This is a genomic window from Mycobacterium persicum, assembly GCF_002086675.1.
Classification (GTDB): Bacteria; Actinomycetota; Actinomycetes; order Mycobacteriales; family Mycobacteriaceae; genus Mycobacterium; species Mycobacterium persicum.
Genome location: NZ_MVIF01000025.1, coordinates 39,500 through 60,894, shown reverse-complemented (window position 1 = coordinate 60,894; position 21,395 = coordinate 39,500). Strand labels below are relative to the sequence as shown.

Genomic DNA, 21,395 nt, shown 5'->3' with positions numbered 1-21,395 from the left:
GTGGCCGAACAGTCCGGCGGCGGCGCCGCCATTGCCGCCTTGACCGCCGTTTCCGCCGTTGACTCCGGCTCCGCCGGCTCCGCCATGACCGCCATTGCCGGCGATCAAGCCGCCTGTTCCGCCCGCGCCGCCGGATCCTCCGTTACGCCCCGCCCCTCCGGCCCCGCCGTTTCCTCCGTTGCCGAACAGTCCGGCATCGCCGCCGCGACCTCCCGCTTGGCCCGGGGCACCCGGCGCCCCGTCGCCCCCGTTGCCCCACAGCCACCCGCCGTTCCCGCCGGACTGGCCTGGCGAGGTTCCGTCGACGCCGTTGCCAATCAATACGCGCCCCGTGAGGGCTTCCGAGGGCGCGTTCACCACGTTCAGGAGGGTCTGCGCGACATTTGCAGCTTCGGTGTTCGCGTAGGCGGCCGCAGTGGCAGCCATGGTCTGCACAAACTGGTCGTGAAATGCCTGCGCTTGAGCGCTGATTACTTGATATGCCTGACCGTGCGCGGTAAACATCGCTGCGATCGCCGCCGACACCTCATCGGCGCCCGCGGCCAGCACTGCCGTTATCGGTGGTGCGGCCGCCGCGTTGGCCTCGCTAATGGCTGAACCGATTCTCACCAGCTGCGCGCTGGCCGTCGCCAGCATTTCCGGTGATGTGATCACCAATGACATCCGGAGCTACCTCAGCGCTGACACAGTCGAGGACCGTCTTGTTGACGCCACCAATGTTGGGGCGCGGGTATTCGGAGAAGGTGATCCAGGTATGAAATGCGCTGGTTACAGCGCGTTCGGAACGCTCTGATGCAGTCGCCGGTTCAGCGGGCGACGGCCGGCTCGCGTATGGGCTCGTCGTCGTAGCGGGGTACGCCGCGGCAGTGCTGGCGCCGATAGTGGCGTACCTCGAAGATCAGCCCGGCCATGCCCAGCGCCGCCGTGCACACCGACACCAGGACCACCAGCGGGTTGCCGTCCCCGGCGAGCGCATTGCCCAAAATCACCACCGCGGCAGTGCCGGGGAGTAGACCGGCGAGCGTGGACAGCGTGTACGGCCCCACCCGCACGGCCGATGCGCCGGCGCCGTAGTTCAGCGCCGCGAACGGTACCGCCGGAATCAACCGCAACGACAATATCGCCAGCCAGCCCCGCTCCCGCAGCCGCGCGTCGAGCCGGTCGACCGCCCGGTGGCGCACCAGGCGGTTGAGCCGCCATCCGGCCGCGCGCACCAGCAGCATCGAGATGACCGCGCTGGCTGTGCTGGCGGTGATCGCGATCAATATGCCCCACGCCGGCCCGAATAACAGGCCGGCGGCCACTGTGAATGCGGTGCGCGGGAATGGCGGCACCGTGACGACGATGTGCACCAGCAGAAACGCCAGCGGGAACCACGGGCCTACCGATGCTGCCCAGTCCCGCATCTGCACCGCTGTGGGGAGCGGAACCAGTAGCGCCACCGCAACCAATGTTGTGATTCCCACCACGGTGCCCACCATCCGCGTTAACGACACCTGGCGTGCAGCCGCACCGAGCGCGATCGCTATACCGCGCACCGTATCGGTGGTTTTGCACATGGCGGCAGCCGTCACGCTGTCCAAGCGTACGGGGTCAACATGAATATCTCGTTTCCCCTGGCTGGCGTTTCTTGTCACGCTCCGGCCTCGGTCGCCAGACCTTGACACCTATGCGGCGGCCGCAATCAATTAGCCTTGTTAGTTAGTGGCGGTCCTGAAGCAACCAGAAACAAAGTTGTCAGTTGCTGCATAAATAGGAGCAGTCGGTGTCCATTGATGTACCCGGGCTCGCCGGCCTAGAACAGGTTCGCGAGCGTTGGCGCACTGCGGTCTCCGGTGTGCTGTCCAAGACCACTCGCCGTGACCCGACAGAACTCGGGGACCACCCCGAGCATTTGCTGGACACCCCGACCTATGACGGGTTCGCCATTCGGGCGCTTTACACCGCTTTCGACGAGCTGCCGGAGCCCTCCCTGCCCGGCCGATGGCCCTATGTGCGCGGCAGCGACGTGCTGCGCGACGTCAATTCCGGCTGGAAGGTCGCCGAGACGTTTCCGGACGCGCACGCCCCGGACACCGAAGACGCCAACGCGGCGGTGCTGGCCGCACTCGGCGAGGGTGTGAGCGCGCTGCTGATCAAGGTGGGTACTGGTGGTGTGGCACCGGACAAGCTCGAGCGGCTATTCGCCGGTGTTTACCTGAACCTGGCACCGGTCATCCTCGATGCCGGCGCCGACTACCCGGCGGCCTGCGATGCCATGCTCGCGCTGGTGGCCGAACTCGAGCCCGACCAGCGCGCCACCGTGTCGATCGACCTGGGCGGCGACCCGCTGACAGCCTCTTTCAGTGACCGTTCCGTACCGACTGTCGAGGACATCGTCGCGGTCGCCGCGCGGGTCGCGGGTGACCGGGGTATGCGAGCCATCACCGTCGACGGGCCTGCCTTTCACAACCTGGGCGCGACCGCGGCCTGGGAACTGGCCGCCACCGTCGCCGCGGGGGTGGCCTATCTCCGGCTGCTCACCGAATCCGGGATTCCGGTCGGCGAGGCATTGCGGCAGATCAGCCTGCGGCTGGCCGCCGACGACGACCAGTTCATGACGCTGGCCAAGATGCGGGCCGCCCGCCAGTTGTGGGCCCGCGTCGCCGAGGTCGCCGGGGACCCGGACGGCGGCGCGGTCAGGGTGCACGCGGAGACGTCGCTGCCGATGATGACCCAGCGAGACCCGTGGGTGAACATGCTGCGTTGCACCCTGGCAGCCTTCGGCGCGGGTGTCGGCGGCGCCGACACGGTGCTGGTGTATCCGTTCGATGTGGCGATTCCCGGCGGCTTTCCCGGCACCCCGAACAGCTTCGCGCGCCGCATCGCCCGCAATACTCAGCTATTGCTGCTGGAGGAATCACACGTGGGCCGGGTGCTGGATCCGGCCGGGGGGTCGTGGTTCGTCGAGGATCTCACCGAGGAACTGGCACAGCAGGCTTGGCGACATTTCCAATCCATCGAGGCGCACGGCGGTTTCGTCGCCGCCCACGACTATCTCGCCGGCCGGATCGCCGAGCTTGCGGCCCGCCGCACCGACGACATTGCGCATCGCCGTCTCGCGATCACCGGCGTCAACGAATTTGCGAATCTCGAGGAACCCCCGCTGCTACAAGGTGATTCGCGGGGCAACGGCGGAACCGTGGTGCGCTATGCCGCCGGGTTCGAAGCATTGCGCGATCGCTCGGATAGCTTCTTGGCCCGCACCGGGTCACGACCGCGAGCGCTGTTGCTGCCGTTGGGTCCGCTGGCCGAGCACAACATCCGGACGACGTTCGCGGCGAACCTGTTGGCCTCCGGCGGCATCGAGGCGCTCAACCCCGGAACAGTCGACGCGGCCGGTGTGGCAAAGGTTGTGGCGGAGTGGGGGTCGCCGACAGTGGCGGTGATCTGCGGTACCGACAGGCGCTACCGAGACGAGGCCGTCGACGTGACCCAGGCCGCGAGGAACGCCGGCATAGAGCGCGTCTGCCTGGCCGGCCCCGAAACGGCGCTGGGGGACCCGGCGACTCATCGGCCCGATGAGTTCCTTACCGCGAAAATCAATGCGCTGGAAGCTTTGTCGAACTTGCTCACCCGGTTGGGAGCGTAGCCACGATGACGACGACCGTACCCGCTATCGGCAGTTTCGCCGATGTCCCGCTGCACGGCGATCGCGCCATGCATCCCGCCACCGAACAGGCGGTGGACGAGCTCGTCGCCGCCGCCGCGGCCGCCCACTCCTACCAGCCCGACCAACTGCACTGGCACACCCCGGAAGGCATCGACGTCAAACCGGTCTACATCGCCGCCGATCGCCGTGCCGCCGCCGCGCAGGGGTACCCGCTGCACAGCTTTCCCGGCCAGCCCCCCTTTGTGCGTGGCCCTTATCCGACGATGTATGTCAACCAGCCCTGGACCATCCGGCAATACGCGGGCTTCTCCACCGCCGCCGACTCCAACGCGTTCTATCGCCGTAACCTGGCCGCCGGCCAGAAGGGCCTGTCGGTGGCCTTCGACCTGGCCACCCACCGCGGCTACGACTCGGATCACCCACGAGTGCAGGGCGACGTCGGAATGGCTGGCGTGGCAATCGATTCCATCCTCGACATGCGGCAGTTGTTCGACGGAATCGACCTGTCCGCAGTCAGTGTGTCAATGACGATGAATGGCGCGGTGCTGCCCATTTTGGCGCTGTATGTGGTCGCGGCCGAGGAGCAGGGCGTGCCGCCGGAGAAGCTGGCCGGCACCATCCAGAACGACATCCTCAAAGAGTTCATGGTCCGCAACACCTACATCTATCCGCCCAAGCCGTCGATGCGGATCATCTCCGACATCTTCGCTTACACCAGCGCGAAAATGCCGAAGTTCAACTCCATCTCGATTTCCGGATACCACATCCAGGAGGCCGGTGCCACAGCAGATTTGGAGCTGGCCTACACCCTGGCCGACGGTGTCGACTACATCAAGGCCGGCCTGGATGCCGGCTTGGACATCGACACGTTCGCGCCCCGGCTGTCCTTCTTCTGGGGCATCGGGATGAACTTCTTCATGGAAGTCGCCAAGCTGCGTGCCGGCCGACTGCTGTGGAGCGAGCTGGTGGCCAAATTCGAGCCCCAAAGCCCGAAATCGCTCTCGCTGCGCACTCATTCGCAGACCTCGGGGTGGTCGCTGACGGCACAGGACGTGTTCAACAACGTGGCCCGCACCTGCATCGAGGCGATGGCCGCAACCCAGGGCCACACCCAGTCGTTGCACACGAATGCTCTCGACGAGGCGTTGGCACTGCCCACCGACTTCTCGGCGCGCATCGCCCGCAACACCCAACTGCTGCTGCAACAAGAGTCGGGTACCACCAGGCCCATCGACCCCTGGGGCGGTTCGTATTACGTGGAGTGGCTGACCCATCAGCTCGCCCAGCGGGCGCGGGCCCACATCGAGGAGGTCGCCGAGCACGGGGGCATGGCGCAGGCCATCAGTGACGGCATTCCCAAGCTGCGCATCGAGGAGGCGGCCGCCCGCACCCAGGCTCGCATCGACTCCGGCCAGCAGCCGGTGATCGGGGTGAACAAGTACCGGGTCGACGAGGAGCAACAGATCGAGGTGCTCAAGGTCGACAACAGCCGGGTGCGCGCCGAGCAGTTGGCCAAGCTGCAGGAGCTGCGGGCCGGCCGCGACCACGCCGTGGTCGCGGCTGCCCTGGCCGAGCTGACTCGCGCCGCGTCCGCCCACGGCCGTGCCGGAGAAGACGGGCTGGCCAATAATCTGCTGGCGTTGGCCATCAACGCCGCTCGCGCGAAGGCCACCGTCGGCGAGATCTCCGACGCGCTGGAGAAGGTGTACGGCCGTCACCAGGCCGAGATCCGTACCATCGCCGGCGTCTACCGTGACGAAGTCGGAAGGGCCCCTAATATCGCTGCCGCAACCGAACTCGTAGAGAAGTTTGCCGATGCCGACGGCCGCCGGCCGCGGATCCTGGTGGCAAAGATGGGCCAGGACGGCCACGACCGCGGTCAGAAGGTGATTGCCACCGCATTCGCCGATATCGGGTTCGACGTCGACGTCGGATCGCTGTTCTCGACGCCGGAGGAGGTGGCCCGCCAAGCCGCCGACAACGACGTCCACGTCGTCGGCGTGTCCTCGCTGGCTGCCGGCCACCTGACGCTGGTGCCCGCGCTGCGCGACGCGCTGGCCAAGGTGGGTCGGCCCGACATCATGATCGTGGTCGGCGGCGTCATCCCGCCCGGTGACTTCGACGAGCTCTACGCCGCCGGGGCGACCGCCATCTACCCGCCCGGGACGGTGATCGCCGACGCCGCCATCGGCCTGCTGCACAAGTTGGCCGAACGTCTGGGATACGACCTGGACTAGTGGCCGGCCAAATCCTTCCCGCGAGCGTGACGTCACGGCGAAATTTGGCTCATTTTTTCGCAGTGGCGTTACGTTCGGCGCCTGCGACGAGGCGGGCCCGGTGACCACCGAACAACTCGCGGAGGCCATCCGGCGCGGCGACCGCGCCGCGCTGCCACGGGCCATCACCCTGCTGGAGTCCACCCGCACGGACCACCGTGAGCGGGCGCAACAGCTGCTGCTGGCGTTGCTGCCGGATTCCGGCAAGGCGCATCGCGTCGGCATCACCGGCGTTCCCGGCGTGGGCAAGTCGACCGCCATCGAGGCGCTCGGGATGTACCTGATCGAGCGGGGGCACAGGGTGGCGGTGCTCGCGGTCGACCCGTCGTCGACGCGCACCGGTGGGTCGATCCTGGGAGACAAGACGCGGATGGCGCGGCTGGCCATGCATCCGGATGCCTATATCCGGCCCTCACCAACCTCGGGCACGTTGGGTGGAGTAGCAAAGGCCACCAGGGAAACGGTCGTGCTGTTGGAAGCTGCCGGTTTCGACGTGATCCTGATCGAAACCGTCGGCGTCGGCCAGTCCGAGGTCGCGGTCGCCAACATGGTCGACACCTTCGTGCTGCTGACCCTGGCGCGTGCCGGCGACCAGTTGCAGGGCATCAAAAAGGGTGTGCTGGAACTCGCCGACGTCGTGGTGGTGAACAAGGCCGACGGCGAGCACCTGCGCGATGCGCGGATCGCTGCCCGAGAGTTGTCCGGGGCGATGAGATTGATCCACCCCCATGAAACACTCTGGCGCCCACCGGTTCTCACGATGAGCGCAGTGGAGGGGACGGGTCTGACCGAACTATGGGAAACCATCGAGCGACATCGCCGGGTGCTGACCGAGGCGGGAGAGTTCGAAGCCCGGCGACGCGAGCAACAGGTCGACTGGACGTGGCAGCTGGTCCGCGACGCGGTGCTGGACCGGGTGCTGTCGCACCCGGAGGTGCGCAAGATTCGCACGGCTGTGGAATGCCAGGTCCGAGCCGGGGAGTTGACCCCGGCGTTGGCTGCCCAGCAAATACTCCAGGCAGCATCGTCCTAACGGAACGGTAAATATAATTCCGGTTTGACATTGCCCTCTGTGAAATCCAAGTAAATTCAAAGGTGTGACGGTAGACATCGGAGTCAATCGACGCGCGGTTCCTCAGCGCGATGACCCTGACGCAGGTCATCGACTGTCCGGCGCGGCGGACTCCCACTTTGCGTGCGTCGTTCGCTTCTTTTCCAGCATGTTCCCGTCCCGCCGGACCGGCGGCGGGGCGCTGACGGTGTATCTGGACGGCCAGCCGGTCGTCGACGTCTGGAAAGGGTGGGCCGACCGGCGCGGCGAGGTGCCGTGGTCGGCTGACAGCGCGCCGATGGTGTTCTCGGCAACCAAAGGCATGGCCGCCACGGTCATTCACCGGCTGGCCGATCGCGGGCTGATCGACTACGACGCCCCGGTCGCCGCGTATTGGCCGGAGTTCGCGGCCAACGGCAAGGAGAAGCTCACCGTCCGCGACGTGATGAGGCACCAGGCCGGTCTGTCAGGTCTGCGCGGCGCCACCCTGGACGATTTGATGGATCACGTCGTGATGGAAGAGCGGCTGGCGGCCGCGGCTCCCGGCCGCCTGCTGGGCAAATCGGCCTATCACGCCCTGACCTTCGGCTGGCTGATGTCCGGGCTAGCCAGGGCCGTCACCGGAAAGAGCATGCGTACCCTGTTCCGCGAGGAACTTGCCGAGCCACTCGACACCGACGGCTTCCATCTGGGTCGACCGCCGGCCGGATCACCCACCCGCGAGACCCAGATCATCATGCCGCAGGATGTCGCTGCCAACCCGGTGCTGACCTATGCGATGCACAAGATCGCCAACCAGTTCTCCGGCGGATTCCGCTCGATGTACTTCCCGGGCGTCCTGGCCACCGTCCAGGGCGACACCCCCATGCTGGACGCCGAGATCCCCGCCGCCAACGGCGTGGTGACTGCCCGGGCGCTGGCCAAGATGTACGGCGCGATCGCCAACGGCGGTGAGATCGACGGCACCCGATTCCTGTCGCGGGAACTGGTCGCCGGGCTGACAGGTGAACGGCGGCTTCGGCCGGATCGGAATCTGTTCGTGCCGATGGCCTTCCACCTGGGCTATCACAGTTTCCCGATCGGCAATCTGATGCCGGGGTTCGGGCATGTCGGCATGGGCGGCTCGGTCGGGTGGACAGACCCGGCGACCGGGGTGGCATTCGCGTTGGTGCACAATCGATTGCTGACCCCGCTGGTAGCGACCGACCACGCCGGTTTCGTCGCCGTCTACGCCCTGATCAGGCAGGCTGTCGAGAAGGCGCGCAAGCACGGCTACCAGCCGGTGATGGGATTCGGGGCGCCGTATTCGCCCGAGCCGGGAGCCGTCGCAGGCTAGTAGCTACGAATCTTCCAGGCGGAAGCCGACTTTCATGGTCACCTGAAAGTGGCCGACGGCGCCGTCGACCAGGTGGCCGCGCACCGACTCGACCTCGAACCAGTCCAGGCTGCGCATGGTCTGTGCCGCTCGATCCAGACCATTGCGGATCGCCGCGTCGATTCCGTCGGGTGAACTTCCGACGATCTCGATAACGCGGTAGGTGTGATTGCTCATCGCATCCCCTTGTGTTCGGTGGTTGACGGCGCCCCTGAAGGTCCTGAAGGCCCCGAGGGCTCGAAGCATCATCTTGCTGCACTGCCGGCCGGGTGCGGTGCCGACGCGCCTGCCCGCTGAGGAGAAGCCTCGAACTCGGCCGCTGACGGTGTGCAGGCCTGGACAGGTGGTGATTACGGGCCGATGCGCATTTCGTAGAAGCGCAGGCGGGCGGTGGGGCTGTGCTGACCCAAGGATCGACTACGGCCGACGCTGATAGTGCGAGAGTGGATCTCGAGGTTGGTGGCATCGACCAAGCCGGGTGTGCTGACCAGAAACGGCTCGGCGGCGTTGCCGGCGGTGAGACGGTAGCTGGCCCCGTCGAGCACCACCGTGAAAGTGGTCAGTGGTATGAGCGATCCCATGAAGAGCCTGTCGACGATGGTCCGATCCAGGTCGATGCCCACTAAAACCGCCATTTGGGGGCCGGTCGGTGCCGGCACCGTAACCGGATTACCGTCGCGCACAATGACTTCCGAGAGCGAGACGAGCGGTCCGCAGCGGGGTTGACTGCGTGCCAGCAGCTCCCAGTGGTTTTCCGCGCCGCGTACGGCAAAGTCGCACAGCAGCGCACGCGAATAGAGCGGGTTTTCCTGCACGCCGAGCCGGCCGTTGATGCCGGTGGTGGGCGAGGTCGGGGATTGTCGCGACACCACGAATTGTGGCCCGTCTGCCAGGGTTCCGCTGTTCAGTTTGTCCAACGCGGGTGTATAGGCCGAGTAGGTCTGGAAAACGGGTGCGGGGCGCCAGTCGAAGTCATACGCCCATACGACCGAAGCCTCGTCGGGGTCAACGTGGACTGGCGCAGACCCGATGGTCTCGACGAAGCGCTCGGGAATGCCGTAATGCCGGCGCTGGCGTGCTTTGCTGTGCTGGATGTGCGCCGCCGCGCGACCGGGGAAAGCGAGCGTAGCCAGGCGATCCATGGCGCGCAGGGGAGCCTGTAGCACCGCAACTGGCCGCTGTTCGATGACCAGGGTCCCGGCAAGGAACACGACGAGGATTAGCACCACGGCGATCTCGAACCGAGGCCGGAGAATTCCGTAGAGCGGGGTGATGGCGACCGTGACAACCATCAGGCCCAACAGCGCGGCAAAGTGATTGGTGTCGTAACGTCCGAACGAGCTCTTGGCGATCAGCGCCGACGTGACCGCGACGAGCACCGCGTAATTGCGCGGGATCCGTCGGCCGCCGTGCACCAGCATTGCGCAAACCACCACGAGCCATGCAACGGTGAGCAGCACCGCGCCGACGGCATCGAGTGGGATGGGTACGGCCTGCCCCTCGATGTAGCCGGAGACGATCTGGCCGCTGTATCGAAGCCAGACCGGCAGGTTACCCAGTCGTTGACCCGCCAGCAGCCACCAGATCGGGATGGACACCGCGAAAGTGGTCACCGTGGCGCAGTGGCGCCCCACGGCTCGCCAGTCCCGCAAGATTGACGCCGTCAGCGCGATGGCCGCGATGACGAGTCCGGTGTTGAACTTCACCAGCAGCTCGAAGCCGCCGACCGCGGCCACCACGACACAAGTGATGAATGTCGTCGACCGCTTCACGTCATCATCCAAGAGCAGCGGTGCGGACCACGCGAACGCGGCTAGAACAACCACCTCGGGGTACATCGAACCCAACAGGATGGCAGTGATTCCGGTCGTCACGAATGCGCCGAGAAGCGCCGTCGCCGCCGGGTAGCGCCGACGCATGGCCGCTGTGACACCGAGGAACAGCGCGGCGATGACGGCTACCTGGTAAAGCGTGGCGAGCACCGCCTGCTGGGTCGAGTAATAGCCGGTGTTCTGCAGAAATGCCAGCGGCCCGTAGGTGAAAACGATCTCGGGGCCCCATGCGAGGTGGTGGATCCGGGCCAGCGCGACCGCGGCCTCCCAGGACGGATCGAGCCCACTATCGGCGTCGACCGACGACTGCGGCCAAAACAGGACGGCGGTCACCAGCGCGGCGAGGCACCGTTGCCAACGAGCCGACCCCCAACCGGCCGTTGAACACCATGTCTTGACGCGTCCCGCGCGCGTTGTCACCATTCCCGAAAGCTATCGATTCAGGTGCGGATTTCGCGGAACAGCCATCGATCCAGGATCAGGTAGCGGCCGATCCATACGAGGCCGAAGCCGAGCACTTGAACCAGGAAAACCACGCTGCCGTGGACGGGTCTGCTGTAACCGGCCATCGCGTTGTCGACCAGATAGGTGAAGTAGGTGGCCAGTCCGACTGCCAGCATCACCGCCGTCCAGAACACCAGCACCTGTTGATGGAGGTTCATCGCGGACTTCTTGCCCGACGCCACACGCCAGACGAAGTGCTTGTTGGCGAAGAAGTTGGGAACCGTGGCGATGGCTGCTGCCAGCAGCGAAGCGATGGTGTAGCTGTTCAGCCAGGGACCCAAGACCTGGATGAGACCTTGTCCGATGGGCAGAAAGACCAGCGCTACGGCCGTGTAGCGCAACTTCTTGCGCGCTTCGTTGGTATAGGCGGTGTTGGTGTGCGCTACCAAGCCCCCCGCGAGCTCCATGGTGGACCAAGGTACTAGGGCTCGCGTCGCCTCGGGACAGAACCAGAGAATCGGAGTGCCGGAACTTTGTCATTCAAAAGACAAGTCGACGCCTACGTGAAATGCTGTGGCGAAAGGCTGCCGCCGTCAACGGAGCCGCGGGGGATCGGCCTTGTTAGTTCGTGCGAAATACCGCGTAATCGGGCGTTGGTCTCGTAGGCTCCAACACCATCTATACAGACGACAGTTGGTGTTATGGTCCAGCACCCCGGACCAGACCGGGAACAGGAAGGGGAGGCGACGGTTCACGTGACGACTCAACCCGCTGAGCGTATTTGCATTGTCGGTGGCGCCGGGCATGTCGGATTACCACTGGCGCTGGTGTTGGCGGACGAGGGCTTCACCGTCGACATCTTGGACACCAACGCCGAGGCGTTGCGGACCATCATGGCCGGCCGGATGCCTTTCATCGAGAATGGCGCCGAGGATCTGCTCAAGCGGCTGTTGCCGACCGGGCGGATCAGCGCGAGCACCGATTCCTGGGTGGTCAGGAATGCCGACATCGTGATCTGCGTCGTCGGCACACCGGTCGACGAATACCTGACACCGCAGGCGCACACGTTCTTTCGCATTATCGACGAGATCAGCCCCTACTTCCACGACGGCCAGACGCTCGTCCTGCGAAGCACGGTCTACCCGGGACTGAGTCAGCGCGTCCAGGACATGTTCACCGAGCGTGGGATCGGCGTTCACGTCACCTTCTGTCCCGAGCGGATCGCTCAGGGACATTCGATCCGGGAGCTGCGGATCATTCCGCAGGTCATCAGCGGGTTCGACGCCGAGGGTCGGCGGGTGGTGCGCGAGCTCTTCTCGCGAATCACCGGTGAGATCATCGAGGTGGAGCCGCAGGAAGCCGAGCTGGCCAAACTGTTCTGCAACAGCTACCGCTATATCCAGTTCGCGGTTGCCAACCAGTTCTATCTGCTCAGCCGCGAAGCCGGGCTCGACTTCGACCGAGTCCACCATGCGGCCACCTACAAGAATTTTCGGGTCGACAGCCTGCCGCGGGCCGGGCTTGCGGCCGGCCCGTGTCTGCTGAAGGACACCATGCAGCTTGCGGCGTTCAGCAACAACAATTTCATGCTCGGCCATGCGGCCATGCTCATCAACGAGGGCCAGCCGCAGTTCATCGTCAACATGCTCAAGCGCCGGGTTAACCTGCGCGACAAGACCGTTGGCATCCTGGGTATGACGTTCAAGGCCGATTGCGACGACACCCGCGACTCGCTCAGTTTCAAACTGCGGCATCTGCTGATGCTGGAAGCCAAGGACGTGCTGCTGCACGATCCGTTCTTGGAGGGCAAGGACTACTACCCGCTGGACACCGTGGTGGATCGTGCCGACGTCATCGTGGTCGGCGTTCCCCACTCGGCCTACCGAGGCCTTTCGGTACCGCGGGGCAAGATCGTCGAAGATGTCTGGGGATGCCTGGATGTGAGCGAGCTTGACACCGAAGCGCTCAACGGAGTCCAGTTGGCTACCTTGGGGCCGGAAGCGGTGGCCCGGTGAAGATCCTGGTAACCGGCAGCGCCGGATTTATCAACGGCTATGTCGTCGAAGAGCTGCTGCGCGCCGGCCACGATGTCGTTGGGATCGACAACTACTCGAAATACGGGCCGGTTACGAAAAGCTACGACGACCACCCGCGGTACCACTTCGTCGAGGGTGACGTCAAAGACGTCGACCTGATGTTCCGGCTGGTCGAAGGCTGCGATCAGATGGTGGCCAGCGCGGCCCGTATCGGTGGTATCACCTATTTCCACGAGTACGCCTACGACCTGCTGGCCGAAAATGAGCGAATTGCGGCCGCCCACTTCGATACCGCGATCTACGCGTATCGCAAGGGCTGGCTGAAGAAGATCAACGTTATCAGTTCGTCGATGGTATTCGAGAACGCCACCGTGTTCCCGACGCCGGAAAAGCACATCACCGAATGCCCGCCTCCGACAAGCACTTACGGGTTCCAGAAGCTGGCTTGCGAGTACTTCGCCCACGGTGCTTACGAGCAGTATGGGCTGCCGTACACCATCATCCGCCCGTTCAACTGTGTCGGCACCGGCGAGCAGCGGGCGCTGGGGGGGCACGAAATCCCCAGCGGGAACGTCAAACTCGCGATGAGCCATGTGGTGCCGGATCTGATCCAGAAGGTGGCCAAGGGTCAGGATCCGCTGCACATTCTCGGCGACGGTACCCAGATACGGCACTACACCTACGGTGGTGACCTGGCGCGCGGCATCCGCATCTGCATGGAGCACCCGGCCGCGCTCAACGGCGACTTCAACCTGTCCACGCCCGAGGCCACCACGGTGCTGGAACTGGCCGAGGTGATCTGGCGCAAAATGCGGCCCGACACCCCGTTTCGCTACGAAAGCGATCCGCCGTTCGAGCATGACGTGCAGCTGCGCTCGCCCGACGTCCACAAGGCGTCGGAGGTACTCGGCTTCGAGGCGACAACTACCCTGGATGCCATGCTCGACGAGGTCATACCCTGGGTTGTCGACGCCGTCAAGGCGGGGACCATCTGACGTGTGTGGGTTGTATCCGCAAGGACGCCATGCGTATCGCGGGTGAGCCCGATCTTCAACAGCTCTACCGCAACCGTTTCGGACATGCCCGGGAAGCGCGATCGGCCATCTGGGGCGTGCTGGTCCGCGACTTCTTCCAGGCATGGATCAGGCGCAGCGACACGGTCCTGGACTTGGGTTGTGGTTACGGCGAATTCCTCAACCAGATAAGTGCCGCTCGCCGGATCGGCGTCGACCTGAACCCCGACAGTGCCGGCATGCTCGAGGCCGGCGTCGAGTTCCACCACGGCAGTGCGGATGATCTGAGCTTCCTCGACGATGACTCGGTGGATGTGGTCTTCACCAGCAACCTGCTCGAGCATCTGCCGAGCAAGGCCGAAGTCGAACGCACGATCGCCGAGGCTCGCCGGGTGCTGAAACCGGGTGGGCACTTCATCGCCATGGGACCCAATATTCGCTTCGTCGGCGGCGACTACTGGGACTTCTGGGACCACACCGTGCCGATCAGCGACCGCTCGCTGATCGAGCTGCTGGAATCCAACCAGCTCAAGATCGTCGACACCTATGACCGGTTCCTGCCGTACACGTCGAGGTCGCCGTGGCCGCAGGCGCCGGTACTGGTGCAGCTGTACCTGCGCTCCAGAATGGCCTGGCCGATCTTCGGTAAGCAGTTCGTGATCCGCGCTCGCAAGGCACGGGTAGCGGCCACAAGCGAGCGGCTGGTCAGTGTGGTCATCCCGGTCTACAACGAGGGCGAGAACATTCAGGTCTGCGTCCGCAGACTCGCTGCGGCGCTCGCGGACCTGCCTCATGAATTGTTGGTCTGCTATGACTTCGACGAGGACACCACGTTGCCGGCGCTGGCAGCCATGCCCGACAAGCCGGCCACCGTCCGGCTGGTTCGCAACTCCATCGGCAAGGGCGTGGCCAACGCGCTGATCGCGGGCTTTGCGGCCGCGCGGGGGGATGTCGTGGTGACCAGCATGGCCGACTTGTCGGACCCGCCAGCGGCAATTCCATTGATGGCAGCAAAGATTCGGGACGAGGGCGCCGACATTGTCAGCGGATCGCGATACATGCCCGGCGGCTCGCAAACCGGCGGACCGCGGTTGAAGACCCTGATGTCTCGCACGGCCGGGCTGAGCTTGCATTACGTCGGTGGTGTGCCGACGCATGATGCGACGACCAACTTCCGCGCGTACAGCCGCCGCTTCCTCGACGACGTTCCCGTGGAGAGTCTGCGGGGGTTCGAGGTGGGTCTGGAACTTACGACGAAGGCGCATCTGCTCGGCTATCGGGTCGACGAGGTGCCCAGCAGCTGGGAGGACCGAACAGCCGGCACCAGCAAGTTCGACTTGGTAGGTTGGCTGCCTTCCTATCTGCACTGGTACGGGCTGGCCATGCGGCGACCGGTGTTGCGTTGGACGGGCAGTGGGCTGGCAGCGATCGCAGCCGCACAGCTCGTGCGCCGACATCGACTGGGCGACTCTGACCGAGCTCAACACGAAAAGCCCCGTGGCTAAAGGGAATTGAGGCTAACCCAAGGGGGCTCCCAGCGGTGCCAACCACCGCCACGTCATGCGGGTAATTGCTCGTTTCCTGCCGGCTAAATGGTCAACTGTTTTAGCAGAAAGTGGCCATATTTCTAGTTGGCTCCGTCTACACTTCATCTGCATGAAGCCCGTCGCGGTGGTTGCCGGTGCACTACTGCTTTCAGGGTGCGCAGGAGGCGCTCACACCACCGCCTCGACGGTGACCGTCACGCAAACTGTCACCGTGCAGGCCGCCCCCCCGCAACCGGTGGATGGTCTCAAGCCGCCGCCACCTACGGGTTCCAAGACAGTTATTGACCCCTTCGGCACATATACCGGTGTGATCGACAAGGACGGCACGTATCTGGTCGGGGTGGACATCATGCCCGGGATGTATCACACAACCGGTGGGGCGATATGTAGTTGGGCGCGGCTGCGAAGCCTTGATACGGGCGACATTATCGATAGCTGGAAGGGCAGCGGTCCGCAACGAATCCAGATCCAGGAGAGTGACACCGCGTTCTTGACGCAAAACTGCGGTACCTGGCAGATGGTGCATGTCCCGAGCGTCACGGGACTCGGGTGACGATCCATTCCTGGGTCAGCGTGTCGCGCTGTGCCCCGATTAGTTGGGTATTTGCCGATGGCCGTTGATGCGGCCCGCGAGGCGGGCCCCACAAATGCGGGTGAGCAGTGTGCTGGTAGCTCGCCGGACAACTCGGAGACGAGTTGCCCGCAGCGCAGCGACGAACTCCTTGGAGATCGTCGCGACGACCGAAAAAAACTGCGAATTACTTTGGACTCGTTGGTAGTTCGCGGGCATGGCCGCGGTCTCGTCGGTGCCTTGGCGGCGTCGCGGCGAGTGCGAACGTGGTTCTCGACGACAACATGGGGCTCTGCCTTGTGGCAACGAGTTCTGGTGGCTGCCATCGCTGCTGTCGTCTTCTGGCCGCAGCCATCGGTCGATCCCAGTGTTGGGCTCGATCCGTCTTGGCAGGCTGGGCTCGCTCTGGCGCGAATTGACCATATTGCGTGGGGTCGCGAGTTGGTATTTACGTACGGGCCGCTTGGCTTCCTGCGGACCAGCGCCTACTACTCGTTCGAGCAGTCGCTGCTCGCTACGATCTCCCAGCTGATCGTCATCGCCGCACTCTTCCTCGGCATCGCGTCAGCCCTGCGCCTGCGCCACCCGCCGCTGCCGTCGCTTGTCGGCGCGTTCGTGATGACCGGCATCCTCACCGTCCTGCACCTCGGTCATGGTTTGGCCCTGCGAGGTTCTTCCTCCCTGGAAATGATGTACCCCGAGTTGGGGGTTCTCGCGGCGTTCGTCTGGGCGAGCGTGCCCCTGTTGCAGCGCGAGCCCAAGCGGTCGAGGGTGTTCACGACCTGCGTCGTGCTCGGCGCCGCCGCAGGGTTTCAGCTGTTAATGAAATTCAACACCGGCCTTGCGATCATGGTCATTGCGTTGGCCACGTCGGTGCTGCTCGGGTGGAAAGCTGTCGGCCGGCATTGCGCAACGGTAGCCGGATTCGCGGTTTCTACCGTTGTTTCGTGGGTGCTTGCCGGCCAACGGCCGGGCAATCTTCCGGCATGGCTTCGGGGCAGCGCCGCGATTGCGTCGGGTTACACCGACGGAATGGCGACCGCGCCCCTCCCACAGTGGGCCTTACCGTCAGTCGTATTGAGCGTCGCCTGGATGGGTTGGCTCTGCGTGGTGTTCGTTCGCGGAAGAGACAACATACCGCGCCGCTACCTGTTACTTGTCGGACTCGCGACCCTGATCGCGGGAAAGGCCGCGTTCGGACGCTTCGAACCGTGGCACTTCGCCATTCTGGTCGGGGTGATGGTTGTTGCGCTGGCCATCACCCCATGGCCGCGGGCTCGCCGTCGTGCATTGGTGCTGGCTGCGGTGGCAGTCGCTCTGGTTGTCGTGGTCGACCTCGGGGGGATTCCCGCACTGTCCGACCGCGGGGTGCTGGCGATGCGGGCACCGGTGCAAGCGGTGGACCGCATGGTCGCGTTCGCTTCGCCGGGTCATGTGCAGCGCAAAATCGAACAAGCCAAGGCACGCCAGCGTGCGCTGTATGGCATCCCGGACCATTTCATCCAGACCATTGGGTCGAGCACGGTCCATGTCGACCCCCACGAGATTTCGGCGGTGTGGGCCTACGATCTCGCGTGGCACCCGACACCGGTCTTCCAGACATATCAGGCTCTCACCCCCATGCTCGATGCTCTGAACGGCGAATCACTCGCTAACGGGCCGCAATTCGTGCTGTCGCGGCTATCGCCGGCGCTGCCCGCCGTCGGTATCGACGGCCGGCTTGGCGTGCAAGAATCCCCGCTGTATTCGCGTGCGCTGCTGTGCAACTACACGCTGAGCGGCATCGAAAACCGCTGGGCGCTGTTCAAACACACCGGCCCCCACTGCGGACCGCTCACCAAATTGTCGGACGCACCCGTGCGGGAAGACCATGCGGTTCCTATTCCCGCCCCCAGCGCACCGGATAGGGCGGTGCTCGTTGCAATCGATCTGGATGAGACCTTCGGCGACCGGTACTTCCACGGAAAGATTGCGCCACTGAGCACCTTCACGCTCGTGGTCGATGGGGTCACCTACCGCCTGATCGGGAAGAACGCCCCTGAGCCGTTTCTGGTCAACACCCCGGCTTCGGTCGCTGACACGAATCTGCAGATCCACGCCCACACCATTGGTGTCGGCCGCACCGTAAACCTCAATGAGCCCTTAGTCACTGCACGACTGCGCTTTTATGAGATGGGCGTTGGACCGTAGCCCGCGGCCCAGCCGCGCCGTTCAGAGTGGTTGCTCGCCGGCGACGGAACGACTGCGATTTGGGGGAACGCTGTCAGCCGATACTCCTCTTTCTCGGTAGCGGGACAACGCATTCACTATATTTGTCTCCGGGGGTAGGCTCGGCAGCTCGCTTTGCTGCAGTTTCGCCCGGAACCGAGGGGAGTGCGCGTGAGTCGATTTGTCGAGGTGCTGCGGGGCGCGATTACCGCGACTCGAGAACACGCGTTGGCGGTCGGTCGCCAATCCGAACGGACGCTCCTGCTCGGCACTGTCTTGTTGGGGTCGGCGTTATCGGCGGTAGTGGGCTTCGTTCTGGCCCAGTACTACTCGATCGACGTGCTTACCTCTCTCTTTATGGCCGCCAAGGACTGCTGGCTTGACTGGGGTATGCAAATGGGCACGCACTGCTTCAGCGACTACGGAATGACCGTGGGCTTCGGGATGCGGCCCAATCCCTGGGATCCCTACCCGTTGCGCTTACCTTGGAACAATTACGAGGCGGGAGGCGGGGCGGGTTACCCGCCGGCGGGGATGCTGTCGCAAATGTTGTTCGGGGTCCTCGGTAAATGGCTGCACGCCCCCCGGCTGGGGTTCTGGGGCTACCAGCTGCTGTTGACGGGCGCTGTCTTTACCCCCGCGGTCTGGGCGGCGCGCGGCGCTCGCGGACTGGAGCGGGTGGTGGTCTTTGTGGCGTTGGGCGCCATGGCCATTCCCGTGTGGGGCGTGATCGATCGAGGCAACTCAGTGGGGTTCATAGCGCCGATCGGGCTGGTTTTTCTGGTGGCGCTGCGCCGTCAACGGTGGGGACTGGTGGCGATCATGGTGGTTCTCGCCGCGCTGTTGAAACCACAGTTCGTGCTACTCGGTGTGGCGTTGTTAGCGGCTCGACAATGGCGGATGGGCGGCATCGCTGCCGTCGGGGTTGTGATTTCCAACTTTGTCCCATATCTGTTGTGGCCCCGCGACTTTCCGGAAACCATCGCGCAGTCGGCCCGCAGTCTCCTTAATTACAGCAGTTCGGTCGACACGCTCGTAGGCCCGTATAATGTGTCTTTCGCAAGAGGAATTTTCTTCATTCCGGATAAGCTCAAAGACCCCCGGTGGGGCTATGTGTCGAACGACTTTCTTGATGTCACCCGATCGCTGATCGGTTATGTCCTGCTCTTGTTGGTCGTAGTCTCCGTGCTGGCTCTCGGGCGACGCATCCCCCCGGTCATGGGGGGCATCGCGCTGCTCACCACGGCCTGTCTGTTTCCGGGTCTGGTATTCAACTACTACCTGGTGTTCGCCTTACCGATCGCGGCGTTGGTGGTCCGCGATCCCCAAGGGCCGCCGGAGTCCGGGATTTTCGATGGGTTCGCGGCTCTGGGTGACCGCCGCCGCGCGATCGGCATCTGTGTGAGCCTCGCCGCGGCCCTCTCCATCGTCCGCATCCCGTTGCCTGGCCCGCCGATGATGTCGCCGCTCGCGGGTCAGCTGGGCGCGGTTGGGATCGTCGGCTACACACCGATTGTGCACACCACGGCGGAGTTGGCGCCGCTGTTGTGGCTGATCGCATGCGCGGCGATCATCGTCTCGTATGTGCGAAGACCGGCGGCCAGCGACGAGGCGAATATCCCTACCACCACTACGGCGGTGGGCGAACCCATACCGGCCGCGGTGTCGCCGGCGGATGGAAAGTGAACCTGCCTCTCCTGCAACGAGGTTGGCGCCGGCCGTAATGGCAGCACGCGCTACGTGCGCGAAGTCTCGTCCTGAGCGTCGACGATGTGAGCGTCGGCGACGCCGCGCCGGAAGGAAAAGTACCGGTGGCCAACGTAGTTGAGCACCAGGATGGGCACAAAGATGATCGCTTGCGCCGGGATGCGGTGCAGGCCGAGCTCGACCAACACAGTCAGGGCGACGGCATTGAGGCCAAACGTGGTGAGGTAGACGCTCTCGAACCGCACGAGGTCACGCAGCACGTGGCCGCGAACGCGGAACACTAACCGACGATGCATCACGAACGCGAACAGCACGCTCAGTACGTGCGAGACGCCGACCGTCACCAGTGACCCGGCGACTGTGCCGAACCGGCGGTCGACGAGGTGGCCGACGGTCTGCGAGCAGGCGACGAAGATAGCGAAGCCGACGACGGTGTTGACTCCACCGACCACCAGGAATGCGACCCGCTGGTCGCGGATAAGCCGGATCAACGGCCCCGGCGGCGCCGATTCGGGCGGCAGGTCGAATTCAGTCATTCGACGCCTTCCGCCGGGGCAGTGCTTGCGGCTCACCCGTAAGCGTCGGCGTCGACATGCGTACGCCCCTCCCGGTCGGTCATTCATGCCACGGCATCGCCCAAGTCAGCCCGTTATCCCAGCCGTGCCATTCCACCCTCACCCCGTTGTCGGAGCGCTCCTCACAGCAAAACATGCGAAGTACCCCATCATCTCGACTTCAGGCAACCCGGTCACCCGGGGACGTGCCCAGCGAAGACAGTCTGGGCGCCTGTGCCGTCGTCGGTGACGTCGTAGACCTCGGCCTCGAAGCCCGCCTCGCGCAGGTAATCGACGATGTCTCGGCCGAACTCGGTGAAAGCCAACAAATCCTCCCCCACCGGAATGAACCGGTACGCCCCGCTACCCCTGCCGTGGTAGAGGGGCGGCATCAGGTGCGTGATCTCGCCGTCATCGCGTACGCGGGCGCGCGTTTCCGTAGTCGCACGCGTCCAAACGACCGGAACTGTGAAGACATGACGGCCTCCAGGACGCAGCACCCGCCGAGTCTCGGCCAGTGCGGTTCGGAAGTCGGGGACATGTTCCAGAGTGTCAGACGACAGGACGAGGTCGAAGGATGCATCGGGGTAGGTAAAGCGACACATGTCTTCGTTGCGGACGCCGTCAATGATCTCGCCCAGACGGAGCGGCCCCCGGTAGGCGGAGAAGGACAGCCGCGGCAGCCGACGCAACAGGGCATGCAGCGATCCGAGCGAGCCGATCGTGTTTACTTCAGCGACCTCCAGGGCGCGAAACGCCGGATCCTCGATCAGTTCAGCGAACGACCCACACCCGGGTGGACCGTAGAGAGCGATGAGGACCTCGGCGATCCTCCTCACTCGCAGGTTGCTGCAGCAGAACCGGCAGAACATGCTCTCGCGCAAGATATTGGCCCGCGACACGGTGGGATCTGCCCAAAAGGCGTGCACATCGTCCGGGATGGTCCAGGAATTGAAGGTGAACCTGGTATCGGCGCCGCAGACCACGCAACGGCCCGCCTGGTCAGCGCGTCGGTCGCGTGGCGGGCGCAGGTTGAGCAGCACAGGTCGCCCCACTCGGGCTTTCACCGCCGCCGCCACGCTAACCGGGTTCAAAGTGATCATGACTCGCTCTCCGTTATTAGCAAGCG

General features: G+C 64.6%; 17 protein-coding genes. 10 read left to right on the top strand and 7 right to left on the bottom strand.

Features of this window, described 5'->3' with window-relative positions; translation table 11 throughout:
• Together BST40_RS10880 and BST40_RS10875 are read right to left on the bottom strand one after the other, a co-directional pair.
• On the bottom strand, positions 1–663 hold a 663-nt coding region (locus BST40_RS10880), incomplete at its 3' end, for a PE family protein (RefSeq protein WP_142276722.1).
• A gap of 143 nt (positions 664–806) precedes the next feature.
• Positions 807–1,574: a TVP38/TMEM64 family protein gene (locus BST40_RS10875; protein WP_075546102.1), complete on the bottom strand. Its 768-nt coding sequence runs from the start codon at positions 1,572–1,574 to the stop codon at positions 807–809.
• 191 nt (positions 1,575–1,765) lie between these two features.
• Here BST40_RS10875 and mutA point away from each other — a divergent pair, with 191 nt between their 5' ends.
• From mutA to lipL, 4 genes are all read left to right on the top strand, one after another.
• Entirely contained in the window at positions 1,766–3,631 is a 1,866-nt protein-coding gene (gene mutA / locus BST40_RS10870) for a methylmalonyl-CoA mutase small subunit (RefSeq protein WP_075546103.1), read from the top strand.
• A 5-nt stretch (positions 3,632–3,636) separates the two neighbouring features.
• Entirely contained in the window at positions 3,637–5,889 is a 2,253-nt protein-coding gene (scpA, locus tag BST40_RS10865) for a methylmalonyl-CoA mutase (protein WP_075546104.1), read from the top strand.
• A 100-nt stretch (positions 5,890–5,989) separates the two neighbouring features.
• Entirely contained in the window at positions 5,990–6,961 is a 972-nt protein-coding gene (meaB, locus tag BST40_RS10860) for a methylmalonyl Co-A mutase-associated GTPase MeaB (protein WP_075546105.1), read from the top strand.
• Positions 6,962–7,025: 64 nt separating this feature from the next.
• On the top strand, positions 7,026–8,315 hold the full coding sequence (gene lipL, locus BST40_RS10855; RefSeq protein WP_075546106.1) for an esterase/beta-lactamase LipL: 1,290 nt from the start codon (positions 7,026–7,028) through the stop codon (positions 8,313–8,315).
• A gap of 3 nt (positions 8,316–8,318) precedes the next feature.
• On the opposite strand, the gene BST40_RS10850 is transcribed toward lipL, so the two are convergent.
• The 3 genes from BST40_RS10850 to BST40_RS10840 form a co-directional block, all read right to left on the bottom strand.
• Positions 8,319–8,531, bottom strand: coding sequence for a dodecin (locus tag BST40_RS10850; RefSeq protein ID WP_023373419.1), 213 nt, complete (start codon positions 8,529–8,531; stop codon positions 8,319–8,321).
• A gap of 173 nt (positions 8,532–8,704) precedes the next feature.
• A complete protein-coding gene (locus BST40_RS10845; protein WP_075546107.1) occupies positions 8,705–10,609 on the bottom strand; it encodes a hypothetical protein in 1,905 nt (634 codons plus the stop codon).
• A gap of 17 nt (positions 10,610–10,626) precedes the next feature.
• Positions 10,627–11,097 carry a GtrA family protein gene (locus BST40_RS10840; protein WP_075546108.1) on the bottom strand — a complete coding sequence of 157 codons (471 nt, stop codon included), beginning with the start codon at positions 11,095–11,097 and terminating at the stop codon, positions 10,627–10,629.
• A 234-nt stretch (positions 11,098–11,331) separates the two neighbouring features.
• Between BST40_RS10840 and BST40_RS10835 the strand changes: the two genes are divergently transcribed.
• The 6 genes from BST40_RS10835 to BST40_RS10810 all read left to right on the top strand — a co-directional run bounded on the left by BST40_RS10835 (position 11,332) and on the right by BST40_RS10810 (position 19,691).
• Positions 11,332–12,645: a nucleotide sugar dehydrogenase gene (locus BST40_RS10835; protein ID WP_244174347.1), complete on the top strand. Its 1,314-nt coding sequence runs from the start codon at positions 11,332–11,334 to the stop codon at positions 12,643–12,645.
• A complete protein-coding gene (locus BST40_RS10830) occupies positions 12,642–13,661 on the top strand; it encodes an NAD-dependent epimerase/dehydratase family protein (RefSeq protein ID WP_075546109.1) in 1,020 nt (339 codons plus the stop codon). Before BST40_RS10835 ends, BST40_RS10830 begins: the two co-directional genes overlap by 4 nt.
• A 29-nt stretch (positions 13,662–13,690) precedes the next feature.
• Positions 13,691–15,184 (top strand): glycosyltransferase, encoded by a 1,494-nt coding sequence (locus BST40_RS10825; protein ID WP_075546228.1) that lies wholly within the window; start codon positions 13,691–13,693, stop codon positions 15,182–15,184.
• A 151-nt stretch (positions 15,185–15,335) separates the two neighbouring features.
• Entirely contained in the window at positions 15,336–15,779 is a 444-nt protein-coding gene (locus tag BST40_RS10820) for an Rv1352/Rv1906c domain-containing protein (protein WP_075546110.1), read from the top strand.
• A 333-nt stretch (positions 15,780–16,112) separates the two neighbouring features.
• Positions 16,113–17,987 (top strand): hypothetical protein, encoded by a 1,875-nt coding sequence (locus tag BST40_RS10815; RefSeq protein WP_240316632.1) that lies wholly within the window; start codon positions 16,113–16,115, stop codon positions 17,985–17,987.
• Positions 17,988–18,176: 189 nt separating this feature from the next.
• The gene (locus BST40_RS10810) at positions 18,177–19,691 is read left to right on the top strand and encodes a glycosyltransferase family 87 protein (RefSeq protein WP_075546111.1); all 1,515 of its coding nucleotides are present in this window, start codon (positions 18,177–18,179) and stop codon (positions 19,689–19,691) included.
• 50 nt (positions 19,692–19,741) lie between these two features.
• Here BST40_RS10810 and BST40_RS10805 read toward each other — a convergent pair whose 3' ends face one another.
• Positions 19,742–20,248, bottom strand: a complete 507-nt coding sequence (locus tag BST40_RS10805; protein WP_075546112.1) for a GtrA family protein — start codon at positions 20,246–20,248, stop codon at positions 19,742–19,744.
• Between the two features lie 212 nt (positions 20,249–20,460).
• Positions 20,461–21,369 carry a class I SAM-dependent methyltransferase gene (locus tag BST40_RS31605; protein ID WP_082275305.1) on the bottom strand — a complete coding sequence of 303 codons (909 nt, stop codon included), beginning with the start codon at positions 21,367–21,369 and terminating at the stop codon, positions 20,461–20,463.
• Positions 21,370–21,395 lie beyond the last annotated feature (26 nt).

Coding starts and splice junctions, on each gene's coding strand:
- scpA (WP_075546104.1), top strand. CDS start 3,637: ATGACGACGACCGTACCCGCTATCGGCAGTTTCGCCGATGTCCCGCTG.
- BST40_RS10850 (WP_023373419.1), bottom strand. CDS start 8,531: ATGAGCAATCACACCTACCGCGTTATCGAGATCGTCGGAAGTTCACCC.
- BST40_RS10845 (WP_075546107.1), bottom strand. CDS start 10,609: ATGGTGACAACGCGCGCGGGACGCGTCAAGACATGGTGTTCAACGGCC.
- BST40_RS10840 (WP_075546108.1), bottom strand. CDS start 11,097: ATGGAGCTCGCGGGGGGCTTGGTAGCGCACACCAACACCGCCTATACC.
- BST40_RS10835 (WP_244174347.1), top strand. CDS start 11,332: ATGGTCCAGCACCCCGGACCAGACCGGGAACAGGAAGGGGAGGCGACG.
- BST40_RS10825 (WP_075546228.1), top strand. CDS start 13,691: ATGCGTATCGCGGGTGAGCCCGATCTTCAACAGCTCTACCGCAACCGT.
- BST40_RS10820 (WP_075546110.1), top strand. CDS start 15,336: ATGAAGCCCGTCGCGGTGGTTGCCGGTGCACTACTGCTTTCAGGGTGC.
- BST40_RS10805 (WP_075546112.1), bottom strand. CDS start 20,248: ATGACTGAATTCGACCTGCCGCCCGAATCGGCGCCGCCGGGGCCGTTG.
- BST40_RS31605 (WP_082275305.1), bottom strand. CDS start 21,369: ATGATCACTTTGAACCCGGTTAGCGTGGCGGCGGCGGTGAAAGCCCGA.